Consider the following 18224-nt stretch of genomic DNA (forward strand, 5'->3'; position numbering starts at 1 on the left):
TGAAAACCGAGACTTAGAACTGATTAATGTTCTGAAACAACCTCAAGTTCTGTTCTAAAAGAAAGCATTTTATCTGCAAAGAGTTCTAAAGCTTCTTTATCAAATCTGGGCTGGTCTTCCAGATAATATTTCTCTAAAGTATCCTTACTATCTGTTGTGTATTGTACAGAATAAGTAACTCCGCCCATTTCTTCTTCAACCAAAACTTTTACAATTCGTGCCGAAGAAAATTTTTGTGTCGCCAAAATCTCCGGTATGTGCTTTTCCTGCATCCATTTTAACCATTGATCGTGCGCGCTTTCGTGTATATTGGTGGTAACGTTAAAAATAATCATGTTTTTTAAAAGATTCTGAGATTCTAAGATTCTAAGTTTTCTTTTCTTAGACTCTTAAAATAAACATCTCATATTACTAAATTCATTTGTTTAATCGTAAATTCGGTTAAACGGTTAAACAAATAACCAATTAAACCAAACTATAAATTCTTATCTCCTCTCAATTCCCGGTATTTTTTTCTGGCATCAACAAAGTAAATACTGTCCTGATGGTTAAAAATTACCTTTTCATATAAAGGCTTGGCCTTTTCTACGTCTTTTAATTCGTCGTTGTAAATTTCTGCCGAGAAAAACAGCGCTTCATCTACATAAATTCCGTCGCTGTGATTGTCTATTATTTGCTGGTATTGGCTTAAAGCCGAAGCAAAATCCTTTTGGCTTTCGTATATTTTACCTAAACGCAACAATGTTACAGCTTCTATTTCCTGACCTTTAAAGTTCTTTAAAATATTCTGAAACTGTGTAATAGCTTCTGGTTTTTTATTCTGATAAAGTAAAAAATCGCCTTTTGCAAACTCCTTTAAGGCTGTTTGTGTCGAATCGGCTGCTGTGTTGTCATTTATCAGTAAAAAATATTCAAGAGCATCATTGGCAATTAATTGCGTGTTTGCCGATTTTAATTCTTTAAATTGTTTTAATGCCCATTCAAAATCGCCTTTGTAATAACTCGTTTTCGCAGCCTTTAAACTGGCTTCGTGCGACATGACATCATTCTTTAAATCTAACTGAATCTGCGAATAATAAATTAACGCCTGATTGTACTTTTCTTCTAAAAGCAAAATATCTGCAAGCTCCATTTTGGCATCAGCCTGCTGATAAGCATTCAAATTTAACGTTAGAGATTTCTTTACAACTGTTTTGGCTTCTTCTGTCTTTTTTAAATTAAAAGCCAAAAAATGAGCCTGAATTAATTGCAAAGATAAGGTAAAAGGAGTTACTTCGTAAGTAACCAATAATTGCTGCAGTTCGTTTGTAATGGCCGGATACTCTTTTTCCTGGGCTTTATCAATTTTAATCTGCATTAAACTTGCATTGCTTTTAATAAGCAAATCGACATCTTTTGTGTTTTGAAGAATAAAATTCAGGATTTCAGAAGCTGTTTCGGTATCATCTTCATTCAATGCAAACTGACTCAAATTTACAATACTGATTAAAGATTCCGGTTCGCGTTTGTAAATCGCTTTTTCCTGAATAAATGCTTTTCCAAACTCTTTCTGCTGTACATAAAACCAGCTTAAGTAATGATTCCAAAAAACATCCTGATCTTTCTGGGTTCTTAAAATCAATGCTTTTCGCATCGCATCTTTAAAAGCCGTATTATCGGTTTCGCCGTTCATAAAACGAGAAAGCTGCATTTGGATCAAATTAGCATTCTGCTGATTGTTATACGATTCTGTCAGCAGGAGATCAATCATCAAATCGGTTTTGCCTAACTGGCCGTACAACATTCCAATTTGAAAATTGAAATTATAATTCGGCTGCACCTGCATTGCGGTTTGATACGATTTTAGAGCATATTCTAATAAAACCTTTTTCTCAAATGCATTTCCAACTCCGTAAACATCATTGGGATTGGTTTTGATTTTTTCGATGGCCTGCTCGTAGTAACTTTTGGCTTTCGATTCATTTTTCTGTAATTGATAATTGTATCCCAATTCAACCAAGAAAACGCCTTGTTTGTAGCGGTTGTAACGTTCCAGAATTGTTTTCTCTGCAATATCAAACTGCTGTAACTGCTGGTAACAATCTATCGTTCTTAAAAAATATTGGGTATTGGATGGTGAGTTTCTTAAAAGATCTTCGTAGATAATCTTAGCTTTTTCAAAATCGCCTTTATCGTAGTAATTGTTCGCTAACTGTTCATTTTGTGAGAACATAAAACCAGACCACAACAAAAAGATATAGATAAGGATGTTTTTCATATTTCTGTTTTTAGCGTGGTATTTTAAACAATTAAGAAAACCTGACGGGTTTTAAAAACCCGTCAGGTTTAACTCTAAATTACTAAAATTAATTTATAATGTCAAATCCGCAGTAAGGACGTAAAACTTCTGGAATTACAATTCCTTCCGGTGTTTGGTAATTTTCTAAAATTCCAGCTAAAACTCTAGGCAATGCCAATGAACTTCCGTTTAATGTATGTGCCAATTGGTTTTTACCATCTTTATCTTTGAAACGTAATTTTAAGCGGTTTGCCTGAAAAGTTTCGAAATTAGAAACAGAACTAATCTCTAACCAGCGGTCCTGTGCTGTAGAAAATACTTCGAAATCATACGTCAATGCCGATGTGAAACCCATATCGCCTCCGCAAAGACGTAAAATTCTGTATGGTAATTTCAATTCCTGAAGAATGTTTTTAACATGTTCTACCATTCCGTCAAGCGCTGCGTATGAATTATCCGGATGTTCAACACGTACGATTTCTACTTTGTCAAATTGGTGTAAACGGTTTAATCCGCGAACGTGTGCTCCGTAAGAACCTGCTTCACGACGGAAACACGGCGTATAAGCCGTATGTAAAACTGGTAAATCACTTTCGTTTAAAATAACATCACGGAACAAGTTCGTAACCGGAACCTCAGCCGTTGGAATTAAATATAAATCATCAACTCCGGCGTGGTACATCTGCCCTTCTTTATCTGGCAATTGTCCGGTTCCGTAACCTGAAGCTTCGTTTACCAAATGCGGGACTTGAACTTCGTTGTATCCTGCTGCTGTATTTTTATCTAAAAAATAGTTGATTAAAGCACGCTGTAAACGAGCTCCTTTTCCTTTGTAAACAGGGAAACCTGCACCCGTAATTTTTACACCCAATTCAAAATCGATGATATCGTATTTCTTTACCAATTCCCAGTGCGACTGTGCGCCTTCGTGTAAAACCGGAATATCACCTTCTTCAAAAACATTCAAATTGTCATCTGGAGTTTTTCCTTCAGGAACAATATCAGCCGGAAGATTTGGAAGTGTGTATAATTTATTTGTTAACTCAACTGATAAAGCTTCTGCTTTTTCGCCAAGTTCTTTGCTTTTTTCTTTTAATGAAACCGTTTTTTCTTTTAAGATCGCTGCTTTAGCTTTCTCTCCTGCTTTCATTAATTCGCCTATATCTTTGGACAATTTATTAGATTCAGCTAAAGTATTATCTAATTCCACTTGAGCTGCACGACGGTTTTCGTCTAATTGCACCACCTCTTCAACAACGCTTTTAGCATCGATATTACGTTTTGCTAAAGCCTTGATTACTTTCTCCTGATTTTCTCTAATAAATGCGATTTGTAACATAGCTTGATTTTTATAACTATTGTATTTTTTTATAACGGAAGCAAATTTAAGGAAATGTTTGCTAAGATTACCTACAAAGTTTAGTCTAAAGTTATTTCGGGGATTAAGCAGAGATACGCGAAGGTTTTGCAAAGATGCGAGGGGAGTTTTCCTCAATGAAACCTATTCTTTTATGACTTTAAAAGTTTCTACAGTTTCTCCAATAGTAGTTTTTAAAATATAAAACCCGGAATCTAGTCCAAGAATGTTTATTGTCCCGTCGCTGGTTTTTCCTTTTAAAACCGATTTTGATTCAAAATTAAAAAACTCAAAATCAAAGTTTTTTGAATTAAGATTCTCAACTGTAATTGTGGTTTGAGCCGGATTTGGAAAAACATACGGTTTGATTTTAACTTCTTTTTCCGGCTGGCGTTTATTACACGCATCTTCTAAAAGTGCTTCCAGATCAAATTCGTCGTAAGCTAAAGTGTAATTGAGATCTTTTGCTTTTTGAAATAATTCGCAGGCATCGTCATATTTTTTCTGATCCAGATAAATTATGCCGAGATTTTTCATTGCATACGAATTGTTTTTATCCATTTCTAATGCTGCTTTCAAATCGGCAATTCCTTTTTTGGATTCTCCAAGTTTATGATAAATTAATCCTCTGGTTGTTTTTAAATCTCTTCCTCCGTAAGCAGTTGTTCTTTCAATAATCTGCTTTTCGTATTGAAACGCTTTCTGGATATTTTCGAATGCTTTTTCATACTTGCCTTCATCACTCAATAATCTGGCAAGTCCCCAGTATGCGTGGGCATGGTCTGGTTTTTCGATTACAATTTTCTCTAAATAAAAACGCGCCAAATCATTCATTTTTCTATTTTGCAACAATGTTGCGAAATTATATAAAATGCGATAATCATTGGGCGCGTTCTTAATTGCTTTATGATAATAATTTAGAGCAAAGCCTTCCATTTCAAGCGCTGCGTAAATACTTGCCATTCGGTCATAAAGCTTGCTGCGAAAAATAGCTGCCTTTTTTTGAACCGAATCTGAAAATACTAATTTTTTATTTTTCGGATCTTTATCAATCGCGTATTCAACCTTTTTTAAATCTTCAATCGCCAGAGTATTATTGCCAAGACTAATGCTTAAAACACCACGATTGTAAAGATCATTTATTTTTGTTGGATTAAAATTAGTTCTTGTATTAATATCCGTGAGCATTTTTAAAGCTTTGGTTACCGTTTCTTCACGATCTTTATTAAACGGAAGTTTATGATCTGTTCTTGCGGTCATTTTTCCGTTTGCAAAATTCCATGTTACCAATTTTTCGCCCTGCTTATTATATTGAAAACAATCGCCGTCTTTTAATCCGTCTTTATCAAAATAGAAAACTTCATTTAGTTTCCCGTTCGAATAATAAGTTTTCGAACTATCCGGTTTTTTATCTGCTCCATACCAAATCGCAACCGAAACTATTTTATCGTAATAAAAATATCGGGTGACATTATCAGATACCTCTTTTCCTTTTTCCTGAGCCAGCAGAAAAACAGGGCAGATAAATAAGGCAAAAAGAATCTTTTTAAACATTTTTTAGTTTTAATAAAATGTGAACTTACAAAAATCGGCTTCGATCGTCTTTATGAAATGAATACGTTTTACCATCAAATTTTAATCTCTGAAATTCTTTTTTAACTTTTAAATCGCTTTTTTGCTGAATATCATTTTCTACATCTGCCTCAATAGCATCTTCGTAAGTAAAGATTTTAGAAACCATTAAGTCATAAAACCCGTTTGTCTGCGTGTCAGAAATACTAATTCCGGCTTCTAGGGTTTCTATTTGATAAGTTCCTCCTCCGTTTGAATCTCCATTTGCTGATCGAATTGGATATTCATATAAAACTTTCTTCATTTTATTTCCGTCGAAAGTTATAATGGTAAATTTTTCTTCAGAATACATTACAACCCTGCTGTTCGAATATACTTCTGTAGTCAAAGCTATTGCACGGGTTGTGTCGTTTAATTGCAGTAAATCTTTTAAAACATAAGTTTTGGCGGCTCTTAAACCATCATTTTCATAATAACCAAGATTTTTATCGTTTTCTTCTGCCAGGATTTTCCCGTCTTCGTTATTAACAAAAAGATACTTTCTCTGGTAGTAGTTACCTAAATTTTCTTCATTTGATTTTGCTTTCTCAGGTTTATTGATAATTGAAATAACAAAAAAAGTAACATTATCATTATAACGAATCGAACTTACATCTTCGGTTTTAATGGAAGCATATTTGATGTTTAGATTTTCTGCTGCTTTCTTGAGCAGACTCAAATCGAGTTCGTCTGATGGGATAATGTATTCGCTTTTTTTAAAGATTAGCTTTTCGACTGCTTTGGGGCTTTCAGACTGAACTGCTAAAGATGGGGCGTTTTCTTCAATACGCTGTTTTTCATTCTTCCCGCAGGAGAACAAAAACAGAAAAGCGCCGCTGAGAATTAAGTAGGTGTTAATTTTCATTGGTTTTTGATTTTAAAATTAAGGGCTATCAAATATAAAATATTCTGACTAAGCTTTTTAAATTAAATCAAAAAAATACACTTATAAATTACAGATTCGCAAAAACGCCATTAAATTCGATTCGCAATTTTGTTTCAAAAGACAGATTAAATATCACAGAATCTTGAAAATTTAAGATCTTTTAATCTCATGTCCTGTAAATTCTTCCAAAACAGCAAAAATTTCATCTACAGCAAGCACCTCAAAATCAGGATGATTTTTTAAGAAATTGGCATTCAGCTCAACCAGATTTTCATCTAATTCAAAAAAAGTATTGTTATTTAAAGTATCACGAACCGGGTTTACGCCTTCTAATTTCCCTTTCAGAAATTTTCCCAGTTTAATATTGCTCATAATTCTAACCTTCTTGCTTTGTTCCAAAAACAATTCTAAATGTTTTTCGGCGCCAATTAATGCCAGGCCTTCTTCAATAAGTTCATTTAATTCTTTGTTCCAGCCTGAGTTGTAAACAAACTGCGAAAAATTTCCTTCGGCACATTGCGAATAGTAGTAATCGAGATAGTAACTCGTAAGCGCATCTTCGTGAATAAGTTCGTCGTCTACGCCTTCTTCACGCATTAAGTTGATTACCGAAATATTGGAGTGAATAACATCCTGCAGATTTTCACTTTTCATTGCCGTCTCTGAAACTATAATTCTACCGAATTCCATTTGAGTTTTTATTTAGTGTTTTGTTTTGCAAAGTTGAGAGAAAATTTCACGCAACCATTAAAAAAAAATCACATCTGTATAATTAAATAGCTTTTCATTCCCATAACGAGAACGTAAAAGATTATTTCTTCAGTTTTTACTAATACTCAAAAGCAATTTTTAATTATCTGCATTTAATAAATGCATGTTTAATCAGGCTAAATATGAAATTTTACAAAAGATATTTAAATGGAGAAACAAAAACCGTTTACAATGACATATATAAATTAGGTGATGATGCTTTTCTACCGGAAAACATTATAGATATTGAGAACGTTTTAACCGAAACATTTGAAAGAACGGCACACAATCTTAATATTATTTATAAGGAACTTACCAATATAAATTACCTTTTTAAAACCAATTTTCAGTTCAATTTTGAACGTCCGTTAGTAAAACCGCTTTCAAACACAGATCAATTATTAGGCGAACTCGAAAAATCGGTAAAGCCATTTGGTTTTATTCCGGCATCGTTAAAAATGTTTTATAAAATTGTGGGTGCCTGCAATTTTGAATGGGATTACGATACAAATGAAAACTTTATCTGGGAACGTGCTGATCCAATTCAGATAGTAAGTCTTGACGATTTTGTTTCTCATGTTTCAGATGAAGACAGTCATGAAGTTTTTCAGGAATGTTTTAAAGAAGATGGTTTTGTTTCATTAGATCTTTCTTCAGATTATCTCCATAAAGACAATATTTGCGGCGGTCTGCCCTATTCACTCCAAATTACACCAAAGCAAAGTATCGATGCTCCTTTTTTACATGAAGAACACAATACTACTTTTATAAACTATTTGAGGATTTCTTTTGAAAACTGTGGTTTTTCAAGAATTACAAATCCCGATTATGCCAATGATTATCTTACTTTTTTTGAAAAAGTAAAGCCTCAGTTAAAAATGATATAACAAGCTGAAAATATTATTAAAACGTTCCCAAATAAAAACTTAATATTGAAATACACAACCATATAAATAAATACCATCTGTTTAATAAATAGCATTTAACAAGAAATGTTAGTTAACTAAAACCAAAAATTATGAAACAGATTTTATTTATTTTGAGTATTTTATTTACGCTTATAAGCTGTAGTAACGATGAGTCGGCATCGTCAAAAGTAGAATTTACAGATCTGTATCATGCAGATTATTTCAACGGAGATTACAACAATCCAAAAGCTAACCTTGTTATTAAAGACCTGGCAGAATGGAACAAGTTATTGGTAAAACTGGACCTCAATATTAAACCTTGGCAAAACAGCATTAGCACCGATATTGACTTTGAAAAATATACCGTTATTGCAGTCATTGATGAAGTACGTAACTACGGCGGTTTCTCTATAGATATTACCGGAATTACCCAAACTGAAAATCGTATAGCAGTTAATGTTGAACGATTAAATTCAGGAGGCCTTGCAACAGTAATTACACAGCCTTATCATATTGTTAAAATAGCAAAAACCAACAAAAAAGTAGTTTTCGAATAAATTTTTCATTTCTCTTATTTGTTATACTTTTATAAAACCATAAAGACATTGCATATTGTTTTTATGGTTTTATAATTTTAAAGAATGGAAGACCTAAACACAACAATACAATATCTTTTAGTAGTTGCTTTAATTGTATATTTTGGCAGTCATTTTTATAAGAAATCGAAATTAAAAAGACAGACAAATGGGACTTTTTAGCCAGAACAAAAACAAATCTGAAAACATCGGGTTTGAAGAAGCTTTTTCCAGCTTAAAAAGAATGGGAGAAATTGTTCCGAGTGCGAAAAAAACTTTTGAATTACTGACAGAATTCAATTCAGGAACAACAGATTTTGAATGGGATAATTTGATTTCTGAATTTCATAAAATACAATACGCCTCTAACACCAACAGCTATTTTTATTTCTATCTGCCAATAGTAAGTCATATTTTGTATTACAAACCACAATACGAAAAAGAACTTTTAAGATATTTAATTGCGCCTAATTTTGCCAACGGAACATCTGAAACTTATGAAATGATTGAAATAATTCTTGGCGCGATGAAATACAAACTCAACGAAAACCAATATTATTTAACTCAGGAAAGCAAACATTGGATTGAAAATGAACTTCCTCAATTACAGAAAGAAGTTAAACGAGAAATTGACGTTTGCTGGAAAGAATTAAATGAATAATAAACTTAAAAAATGAACCCGACTTTCTTCGCAACTCAAGAAAAATTTAGAGAATGGCTGGAAAAGCATTATAAAAAAGAAACCGAACTGTTAGTAGGTTTTTATAAAGTAAACAGCAAAAAGCCGTCTATGTCCTGGTCAGAATCTGTAGATCAGGCGCTTTGTTTTGGCTGGATCGATGGTGTTCGAAGATCTATTGACGAAGAAAGTTATTCGATACGGTTTACTCCAAGAAAAAAATCAAGTATCTGGAGCGCCATCAACATTAAAAAAGTAGAAGCACTCACAAAAGCCGGATTGATGAAAGAAGAAGGCATAAAAGCTTTTGAATTAAGATCTGAAGAAAGATCTAAAATTTACTCGCATGAAAACGAAGCTTACGTTCTTGATCCCGAACTTGAAAAACAATTTAAAGCCCATAAAACAGCTTGGGAATATTTTAGCAGTCAGGCGCCATCATACAGAAAAGTAATAATACATGTGATTATGAGCGCCAAACAAGAAAAAACCAGAATTGCAAGATTGGAAAAAGCAATAAAATTTAGCGCTGAGGGAAAACGAATGTTGTAAAGGTTGTTGCTTTGATATTTTTTAAACTGTAACTTTATTCCGTCTAAACAAGCTCAGCTATAAAAAAGGAAAATATGGAGGGAAGAACAGCATTAGAATATTACGTTTTAGATGTGTTTTCAAACGAAAGTTACAAAGGAAACCCTCTTTCTGTAGTTTTTACTGATGGAAATTTAAGATTAGAAACCTATAAGGATATCTCTAAAGAATTTGGCTATTCTGAAACCTCTTTTGTCTATTATTCTACAAGAGAAAAAGCGCTCGTAGTTCGTTCCTTTACCCCAACAGGAATCGAAATCGACGGTGCAGGACATAATTTATTGGGCGCAGTCTGCGGTGCTTTGCTAAAAGGAATGCCCATTTTTGACGAACAAAACGAAAGCGAACCTTTTGTAATCATGAAACATTCGGCGATACCTGTAACAGTAAGCTTCGATCCGGTTACTTTTTATCCTGTGGTTCAAATGCATCAAAAATCGGCAGTCATTAAACAGGAAATTCCAACCTATAAAATTGCAGTAGCGCTAGGCTTAAAAATTGAGGATTTAGATGTAAGTGCTTTTGTTCCAACTGTAGTTAAAACAGAAGTTGCACACACAATGGTTCCTATAAAAAACAGCCAATTACTGAACAGTTTTGTACCAGATAATCAACTTTTAATCGAAATATCTAAAGAATACAATTTTGAAGGATTTTATTGTTTCACAATTGCCGATGAAGGTCAGGAACATATCGTTGAAACAAGATTTTTTAATCCCATAATCGGAATAAATGAAGATCCTGCAACGGGAACTGCTGCAGGTCCTTTAATTGGTTTTTTAACTCAAAAAAAATTCACCAAATCTGAAAAAGAATATAAAATTCTTCAAGGCGTAAAATTAAAACAAGCCTCAATGATCGAAGTTATGAATCGCGAAGAAGATATTCTGGTTGGCGGTTCTTCGGTAATTACAATGAAAGGGGAACTTTACATATAATTATTTTTGCTATTTATGGACAAGAAAAAGCGAAAAGAAATATCAGATAGGTTGAGGAAAGAAAAACTAATCGAATTCAGACAAAGTCTTCCTATTGACGAAAATTTATTTCCAAAGTTATTTGATTTTTTAGAAGATGGATTAGAAAAAAATGGGTGCAATCATAATTCATTGATAACCGAAAAATTTTTACAAAAAAATGGAATTACAAATGCAACTGAGGTTATTTGTTGGTTAGCTGAAAATGGTGGTTATTGTGATTGTGAAATTTTAGCTAATGTTGAAGATTTGTTTGATTATCTTAATCCACCTAAAATTAATCTTATTTCCAAAAATACGATACATAGACAAAAAATCCATAGGTTAAAGACTGATTTTGACTTTTGTATCGAAAAAGTTCCTTCTCCTTGGAACTTAATAAAAATAACATCAACAAGCGGCAAAGAATACCAATTTCAAATTGGAAAAAGCAATAATTGCACAGTTAGTTTACAAAGTAATTTCTCTTCATTTCAGCATGATAACGACGAAAAATGGAAAAATCTCTGGATAAATGAAACTAAACTAAATTATAATCTTGAAGACTTGACTATTGAACGCATTCAATTAGGAAATTATTCTGCAATTGTTGCAAAAACTAAAAATTGGACTCCTGTTAAAATTTGGTGTACAAACAAAGTCAATACAAAATGGTTCCTGAAAATGAATACTGAATTAAGTAGATACAAAGGAGACATTAAAGAATTTGGAGAAACTATTGAATAATATTATTTAAATAAAAAAAGCTGCATCCAGAAAATACAGCTTTTTTATATTCGAAACTAAAGAGTTTTAGTTTGTTTTCATTGGTGGTAAATCGAATGCAACAGAATCGTGTTCGAAGTTGTTTCTGTGTCCGCCATCGCAAAATGGTTTGTTTGCAGATAATCCGCAGCGGCAAAGTCCAAGTGCAGATCTTCCTTGTAATCCGTAAAGCGCTCCTTCCGGATCCATGATTTCGAAATCACCTTCAATTTTAATTGATCCGTTTTTATTGATGATTAGTTTTGTCTTGCTCATAAACTTGTTTTTTGTTTTTTTCGAATGCAAAGATTGCGAAATAAATCTTGAAGATTTTGCTTGTAAGGCTAGTTTAAACTGGTTCTATTTTATGGGTTTACCGACAGCTATATACGAAGATTTTATTCGATTGTCAGACTGAGCGAAGTCGAAGTCCCGCAAAGATTGATAAATTTATATGAATCGTTCCTACGGAACTCTTATTTTGACAATGGTTCATTTTCAACGGATTAAAATCCGTTGCTACAAAACAAATTTTTCCTACGGAACTTTTATGTAAAGAGCCATTGGCTCGAATTATATTGTAGCAACGGATTTTAATCCGTTGAAAAAATACGGATAGAAACAAAAGTTCCGTAGGAACGATCCATATTAAAAGTCCTTTTCGTTCCGAATCTCCATGAAACTTAAAAATCTCAATTCTATTCCTTATTTTTGCACTCAATAAAATTGAGTTATGACACAGAATCCAAAGAGATATACAATCACGGCGGCATTACCTTATACAAATGGACCAATCCACATTGGGCATTTGGCGGGGGTTTACGTGCCTGCAGATATATATTCGAGATATTTAAGATTGCAGGGAAAAGATGTTGCATTTATTTGCGGAAGCGATGAACACGGCGTTGCAATTTCAATGAAAGCAAAAAAAGAAGGAGTTACGCCACAAGAAGTTATTGATAAATATGATGGAATTATTCGTAAATCATTTGCTGATTTCGGAATTTCATTCAACAATTACTCTAGAACTTCGGCAAAAATTCATCACGATACGGCTTCAGAATTCTTTAGAACTTTGTATGATAAAGGCGATTTTATTGAAGAAGTTACAGAGCAATTGTACGATGCAAAAGCAAATCAGTTTTTAGCAGACCGTTTTGTGGTTGGAACTTGCCCAAAATGCGACAATCCGGAAGCTTACGGGGATCAGTGCGAAAAATGCGGATCGACTTTGAACGCAACCGATTTGATCAACCCAAAATCGACTATTACAGGAGAAACTCCAATTTTAAAAGAAACAAAACACTGGTTTTTACCTTTAGACCGTTATTCTGATTTCTTAACAAAATGGATTTTAGAAGGTCATAAAAACGATTGGAAACCTAATGTTTACGGACAAGTAAAATCCTGGATTGACGGCGGATTGGAACCTCGTGCCGTAACGCGTGACCTAGACTGGGGAATTGACGTTCCGGTTGAAGGTGCCGAAGGAAAAAAATTATACGTTTGGTTTGATGCGCCTATCGGTTACATTTCTTCTACAAAAGAATGGGCAGCACGCGAAGGAAAAGACTGGGAACCCTATTGGAAAGATGAAGAAACTAAATTGGTTCACTTTATTGGAAAAGACAATATTGTTTTTCACTGTATCATTTTCCCAGCGATGCTAAAAGCCGAAGGAAGCTACATTTTACCAGACAACGTTCCGGCAAATGAGTTTTTAAATTTAGAAGGAAACAAACTTTCGACTTCTAAAAACTGGGCAGTTTGGTTACACGAATATTTAGAAGAATTTCCAGATAAGCAGGATGTTTTACGTTACGCGTTAACATCAAACGCTCCTGAAACAAAAGATAACGATTTTACCTGGAAAGATTTCCAAGCTAGAAACAACAACGAATTGGTTGCTATTTTTGGAAACTTCGTAAATCGTGTTGTGGTTTTAACCAACAAATATTACGATGGTGTTATCCCGACTCCAAACGAATTTACTGAAATCGACGAACAAACTTTAGCTGAATTAAAAGCATATCCGGCTGTAATTTCAAGTTCGGTTGAGCGTTACAGATTCCGTGAAGCTTTGGGCGAATTGATGAATGTTGCTCGTTTAGGAAATAAATACCTTGCAGATGAAGAACCTTGGAAAGTAATGAAAGACAATCCAGAGCGTGTAAAAACACAAATGTATGTAGCATTGCAAATTGCTGCAGCTTTGAGCGTTTTGGCTGAACCGTTTTTACCTTTTACAGCGGCTAAATTGTCTAAAATCCTGAACTTAGGTGATCTTAAAGAACATTTTGAAGGGTTTAGCAAGTTCCTGAAAGAAAGACATCAGGATGCAAACGACATCATTATTGATAAAACATTGGGTTGGAATGATATTTCTGAAAACTCAGATTTAATTCCGGCCGGACATAAAATTGGCGAAGCTGAATTGCTTTTCGCTAAAATAGAAGACGAAGAAATACAAAAACAAATAGATAAATTGGAAGCGACAAAAACCGCAAATATTGCTGAAAACCAAAAAGCAGAACCACAAAAAGATTTAATTCAGTTTGAAGATTTTGCAAAAATGGACATTCGTATAGGAACTATTCTTGAGGCTGAAAAAATGCCAAAAGCAAACAAACTTCTGGTTCTTAAAGTAGATACAGGAATTGATGTTCGTACAATTGTTTCGGGAATTGCAGAGAGTTTTTCGCCAGAAGAAATCATCGGAAAACGTGTTTCTGTATTAGCAAACCTTGCTCCAAGAGCTTTACGCGGCGTTGAAAGTCAAGGAATGATCCTGATGACAACAAATGCTGAAGGAAAACTGGTTTTTGTAAATCCAGATGCTGATGCACCAAATGGAGCTACAGTAAACTAATTTAAAGTTTATTTTAAATAACTATAAAAGAAAGTCATCTCCCTAAAATATCTGGCAGATGACTTTCTTTCTTAATAATAACATTCGACAAATAATTATAATTTTGAGTACATTAAAGTAATATTATGGATTTGAATTTTACAAACAAACCTCAAAACCTCTCTGATTCATCTGAAAAAAATCTTTATAAACTTTCTAATGATCAAGAAACAGCCATTGAAAACGGCAGGATGGAAATTGTGAATGAGCATTTTCATAAAAATGAAAATGTAATTTCAGAATTGCGAGAGAAATTTAAATGTCATCAATCAAGTTTTCTTTCATCAAACACAAAATAGAAACCACTAAAAAGTATAAGAATTTTCATTCTTTTTAATCGTTTCTGCTAAATTAATTTTGTAAGTTTGTCTTGCAAAAAATACACTATAGGATTTATTTAGAAACTTCTAATAAAAGTTAACATAAGCGAATCCCTCGTCATGATGTCCCTGAGGAAACAATGGGAAAACCTATCCCTATGGGGTATTTTTTGCACATCTAAAACGAGGGATTCGTGCGTTTAATATTTTCGGTTTATGCAAAAAAGAGAAAATGAACAAACAACAGAAACAGCTGTAATGACAGCAATGGCAAAATTTCTTTCCGAGATTTGGTTTGAGGAAGAAATTAGAGAGCAGCCAGAACACATGTGCGAAATTTTTGAAGCAATTCTGGTTACCCAAGTCGGCGACTATATGGATCTTCGCATCAAAATGATTAATTGCATTAGAACCATTAACAAACTGGCAGAGGCACTTGAACCTTTTTCAGACATGGAAATCAAAAAGGCTTACCAAAAAATGCTCAACGCATAATACCACACAAAAACAAATTTAATCCTCTTTTATAGTATCAATTAAAATCAGCCAATTATGCCGTTAGGCATTAAAGAACATGAAATTTAAAATTCGGTTTCGTGCCGTAGGTACGATACATAAATATCTTGCGTACCTACGGCACGCTAAATCAATGCTAATCCATTTTTTTCTACCAACCTTTAATGCCTAACGGCATATTTAAAAACCATTACAAAACGAAAAATATATCTGAAATTTTAGAGGCAATTTAATCCTCTTTTATATCAGCAATTTAAAATCAGCAAATTATGCCGTTAGACATTAAAGGTTGGTAGAATATTAAATTTAAAATTCGTTTTCGTGCCGTAGGTACAATACATATCTTGCGTACCTACGGCACGCTAAATCAATGCTAATCTATTTTTTTCTACCAACCTTTAATGCCTAACGGCATATTTAAAAATCATTACAAAACGAAACATATATCTGAAATTTTCGAGGCAATTTAATCCTCTTTTATCAGCAATTTAAAATCAGAAAATTATGCCGTTAGGCATTAAAGGTTGGTAGAATGTGAAATTTAAAATTCGGTTTCGTGCCGTAGGTACGACACATATCTTGAGTACCTACGGCACGCTGAATCGATGCTAATCTAATTTTTTCTACCAACCTTTAATGTCTAACGGCATATTTAAAAACCATTACAAAACGAAAAATATATCTGAAATTTTCGAGGTAATTTAATCCTGTTTTATATCATCAATTTAAAATCAGAAAATTATGCCGTTAGGCATTAAAGGTTGGTAGAATATTAAATTTAAAATTCGGTTTCGTGCCGTAGGTACGACACATATCTTGAGTACCTACGGCACGCTGAATCAATGCTAATCTATTTTTTTCTACCAACCTTTAATGCCTGACGGCATATTTAACCTCTTTGATGGTTCTCTCATATTACATTTTTATATAAATTTTACACAAATTAGTTTTCTTTCATAAAAAGTAAGATATTAGCACCAAAAGCTATTCGAAAAACTAAAAATTATGGAACTATTAGAAAGTTTGCCTACACTGCTTAAATCTTTTTGGTATATCGCAATTCCAACAAGTTTAATTTTTCTTATTCAAACCATTATTACCTTTACGGGTCTTGATGTTGCAGATGGTTTCGACACTGATTTTCATGCCGATGCACACGATGGCGACTTTCAGCTTTTTTCATTACGAAACCTTATCAATTTTCTTTTAGGTTTCAGCTGGACGGGAATTTCGTTTTATTCTACAATTGGCGAACATACCTGGTTTCTTATTATTTTATCACTTGTTGTTGGCGTTTTATTTGTGCTTTTGTTTTTCTTCGTTATCAAACAAGTACAAAAACTAGCAGAAGACAATTCTTTTAAAATCACTAATACGCTTAATAAAACCGCCGAAGTTTACTTAACAATTCCGGAAAATAAAACAGGAAAAGGCAAAATCATGATTAGCGTAAACGGTGCTTTTCATGAATTAGAAGCGATGACAGAACAAAGCAAAATTCCGTCTGGAACTGTTGTAAAAGTTATCAAAATCGAAAACAACATTTTAATTGTAGAAACCATATAACACAAATCATAATGAACCCAATTATTTTAATTGCAGTTGCGGCAATCGTTCTATTCGTAACAATTTCGGCATTAATATCGCGGTACAAGCGTTGTCCGTCAGACAAAATCTTAGTTATTTACGGTCGTACAGGCGGAACCTCAGCACGATGTGTACACGGCGGCGGTGCTTTTATCTGGCCGGTAATTCAGGATTATGCATTTTTAGATTTAAAACCGCTTTCAATCGAAGCTAATTTAACTAATGCGCTGAGCCGTCAAAACATTAGAGTAGATGTTCCTTGCCGATTTACCATTGCAATCTCTACAGAAACAGACAGTATGAATACTGCTGCCGAAAGATTGTTAGGTTTATCATACGAGCAGGTGCAGGAACTGGCAAAAGATATTTTGTTTGGTCAGTTACGTTTGGTAATTGCTACCATGACAATTGAAGAAATCAACTCAGACCGTGACAAATTCCTTGATAATATTTCGAAAAACGTTGACAGCGAATTAAAGAAAATTGGTTTAAAATTAATCAACGTAAACGTTACTGATATTCGTGACGAATCTGGATATATTGAAGCTTTAGGAAAAGAAGCCGCTGCAAAAGCTATTAACGAAGCAAAAATCAGCGTTGCAGAGCAGGAAAAAATCGGGGAAATTGGTAAGGCTCTTGCCGATAGAGAAAAAGATACTCAAATTGCAGAAACACACAGAGACCGTGACGTAAAAATTGCGATTACTCAAAAAGATAAAGAAATCAGTATTGCTACTGCATCAAGAGATGAAACTATTGGTAAAGCCGAAGCGCAGAGAGATACAAGGGTAAAAACTTCTGAAGCAAACGCAATTGCGATTCAGGGAGAGAACGAGGCTAAAATTGCCATCGCTAATTCTGAAGCATTACGTAGAGAAAAAGAAGCAGAATCATTGCGTGTTGCAATAGCTGCAGAAAAAGTACAACAGGCAAAAGCATTAGAAGAATCATACGTTGCTGAGCAAAAAGCCGAGCTTGCACGTTCTGAAAGAGAGCGTTCTACTCAAATTGCCAACATTGTAGTTCCTGCCGAAATTGCTAAACAAAGAGCTATTATCGAAGCTCAGGCTGCTGCCGAAACTATTAGAGAAAATGCCCGAGGTGAAGCCGATGCGATTTACGCTAAAATGGAAGCCGAAGCAAAAGGTCTTTTCGAAATATTAACCAAACAAGCCGAAGGTTACAAAGATGTTGTGGCTGCTGCTGGCGGAGATCCAAGCAAAGCATTCCAGCTTTTATTATTAGAGAAGCTTCCTGAATTGGTTAAAACTCAGGTTGAAGCTGTTAAAAACATCAAAATTGACAAAATTACCGTTTGGGATTCTGGAAATGGTCAGGGCGAAAATGGCGGTTCAACAGCCAATTTTGTTTCCGGAATGATGAAAACAGTTCCGCCATTGAATGACTTATTCAATATGGCCGGATTAAATTTACCGAGTTATTTAAAAGGTGAAGATACACCCGAAATTCCGCCAGCTATTGAAGTTGTAGAAAAAGAAGAATAATTTTTAAATTCTGTCATAAAAAAGCGCGAACC

At 33.9% G+C, this 18224-nt stretch carries 18 protein-coding genes; 11 read left to right on the forward strand and 7 right to left on the reverse strand.

Going from position 1 to position 18224, the window contains the following annotated elements; genetic code table 11:
* Nucleotides 1–23: 23 nt before the first annotated feature.
* From PQ462_RS23190 to PQ462_RS23215, 6 genes are all read right to left on the reverse strand, one after another.
* The gene (locus tag PQ462_RS23190; protein WP_012022932.1) at nucleotides 24–335 is read right to left on the reverse strand and encodes a DUF4286 family protein; all 312 of its coding nucleotides are present in this window, start codon (nucleotides 333–335) and stop codon (nucleotides 24–26) included.
* Between the two features lie 140 nt (nucleotides 336–475).
* Nucleotides 476–2257, reverse strand: coding sequence for a tetratricopeptide repeat protein (locus tag PQ462_RS23195; protein ID WP_274251768.1), 1782 nt, complete (start codon nucleotides 2255–2257; stop codon nucleotides 476–478).
* An 88-nt stretch (nucleotides 2258–2345) separates the two neighbouring features.
* Nucleotides 2346–3617 carry a serine--tRNA ligase gene (gene serS / locus PQ462_RS23200; RefSeq protein ID WP_274251769.1) on the reverse strand — a complete coding sequence of 424 codons (1272 nt, stop codon included), beginning with the start codon at nucleotides 3615–3617 and terminating at the stop codon, nucleotides 2346–2348.
* 162 nt (nucleotides 3618–3779) lie between these two features.
* Complete coding sequence (locus PQ462_RS23205) at nucleotides 3780–5189, reverse strand: tetratricopeptide repeat protein (protein WP_274251770.1); 1410 nt, start codon at nucleotides 5187–5189, stop codon at nucleotides 3780–3782.
* A 25-nt stretch (nucleotides 5190–5214) separates the two neighbouring features.
* The gene (locus PQ462_RS23210; RefSeq protein ID WP_274251771.1) at nucleotides 5215–6111 is read right to left on the reverse strand and encodes a hypothetical protein; all 897 of its coding nucleotides are present in this window, start codon (nucleotides 6109–6111) and stop codon (nucleotides 5215–5217) included.
* A 171-nt stretch (nucleotides 6112–6282) separates the two neighbouring features.
* Entirely contained in the window at nucleotides 6283–6822 is a 540-nt protein-coding gene (locus PQ462_RS23215) for a DMP19 family protein (RefSeq protein WP_274251772.1), read from the reverse strand.
* Nucleotides 6823–7025: 203 nt separating this feature from the next.
* Here PQ462_RS23215 and PQ462_RS23220 point away from each other — a divergent pair, with 203 nt between their 5' ends.
* From PQ462_RS23220 to PQ462_RS23245, 6 genes are all read left to right on the forward strand, one after another.
* Nucleotides 7026–7769 (forward strand): hypothetical protein, encoded by a 744-nt coding sequence (locus PQ462_RS23220; RefSeq protein ID WP_274251773.1) that lies wholly within the window; start codon nucleotides 7026–7028, stop codon nucleotides 7767–7769.
* Nucleotides 7770–7900: 131 nt separating this feature from the next.
* Nucleotides 7901–8347, forward strand: a complete 447-nt coding sequence (locus PQ462_RS23225) for a protease complex subunit PrcB family protein (RefSeq protein ID WP_274251774.1) — start codon at nucleotides 7901–7903, stop codon at nucleotides 8345–8347.
* Nucleotides 8348–8534: 187 nt separating this feature from the next.
* Nucleotides 8535–9026 (forward strand): hypothetical protein, encoded by a 492-nt coding sequence (locus PQ462_RS23230; RefSeq protein ID WP_274251776.1) that lies wholly within the window; start codon nucleotides 8535–8537, stop codon nucleotides 9024–9026.
* Between the two features lie 12 nt (nucleotides 9027–9038).
* Nucleotides 9039–9596 (forward strand): YdeI/OmpD-associated family protein, encoded by a 558-nt coding sequence (locus PQ462_RS23235; protein ID WP_012022941.1) that lies wholly within the window; start codon nucleotides 9039–9041, stop codon nucleotides 9594–9596.
* Nucleotides 9597–9670: 74 nt separating this feature from the next.
* The gene (locus PQ462_RS23240) at nucleotides 9671–10573 is read left to right on the forward strand and encodes a PhzF family phenazine biosynthesis protein (protein WP_274251778.1); all 903 of its coding nucleotides are present in this window, start codon (nucleotides 9671–9673) and stop codon (nucleotides 10571–10573) included.
* 15 nt (nucleotides 10574–10588) lie between these two features.
* Nucleotides 10589–11338, forward strand: a complete 750-nt coding sequence (locus PQ462_RS23245) for a DUF2695 domain-containing protein (RefSeq protein ID WP_274251780.1) — start codon at nucleotides 10589–10591, stop codon at nucleotides 11336–11338.
* 66 nt (nucleotides 11339–11404) lie between these two features.
* Here the strand turns inward: PQ462_RS23245 and PQ462_RS23250 are convergent, their stop codons facing one another.
* Nucleotides 11405–11632 (reverse strand): CDGSH iron-sulfur domain-containing protein, encoded by a 228-nt coding sequence (locus PQ462_RS23250; protein WP_012022943.1) that lies wholly within the window; start codon nucleotides 11630–11632, stop codon nucleotides 11405–11407.
* Between the two features lie 457 nt (nucleotides 11633–12089).
* Here PQ462_RS23250 and metG point away from each other — a divergent pair, with 457 nt between their 5' ends.
* The 5 genes from metG to PQ462_RS23275 all read left to right on the forward strand — a co-directional run bounded on the left by metG (nucleotide 12090) and on the right by PQ462_RS23275 (nucleotide 18192).
* Nucleotides 12090–14225, forward strand: coding sequence for a methionine--tRNA ligase (gene metG / locus PQ462_RS23255; RefSeq protein WP_012022944.1), 2136 nt, complete (start codon nucleotides 12090–12092; stop codon nucleotides 14223–14225).
* A gap of 125 nt (nucleotides 14226–14350) precedes the next feature.
* Nucleotides 14351–14563: a hypothetical protein gene (locus PQ462_RS23260; protein ID WP_274251781.1), complete on the forward strand. Its 213-nt coding sequence runs from the start codon at nucleotides 14351–14353 to the stop codon at nucleotides 14561–14563.
* 237 nt (nucleotides 14564–14800) lie between these two features.
* Nucleotides 14801–15079, forward strand: coding sequence for a hypothetical protein (locus PQ462_RS23265; RefSeq protein ID WP_073410177.1), 279 nt, complete (start codon nucleotides 14801–14803; stop codon nucleotides 15077–15079).
* A 1026-nt stretch (nucleotides 15080–16105) separates the two neighbouring features.
* The gene (locus PQ462_RS23270; protein WP_187775475.1) at nucleotides 16106–16666 is read left to right on the forward strand and encodes an NfeD family protein; all 561 of its coding nucleotides are present in this window, start codon (nucleotides 16106–16108) and stop codon (nucleotides 16664–16666) included.
* Nucleotides 16667–16677: 11 nt separating this feature from the next.
* Complete coding sequence (locus tag PQ462_RS23275) at nucleotides 16678–18192, forward strand: flotillin family protein (protein WP_274251782.1); 1515 nt, start codon at nucleotides 16678–16680, stop codon at nucleotides 18190–18192.
* The last annotated feature ends 32 nt before the right edge of the window (nucleotides 18193–18224 follow it).

Source organism: Flavobacterium sp. KACC 22758 (assembly GCF_028736135.1).
Taxonomy (GTDB): Bacteria; Bacteroidota; Bacteroidia; order Flavobacteriales; family Flavobacteriaceae; genus Flavobacterium; species Flavobacterium johnsoniae.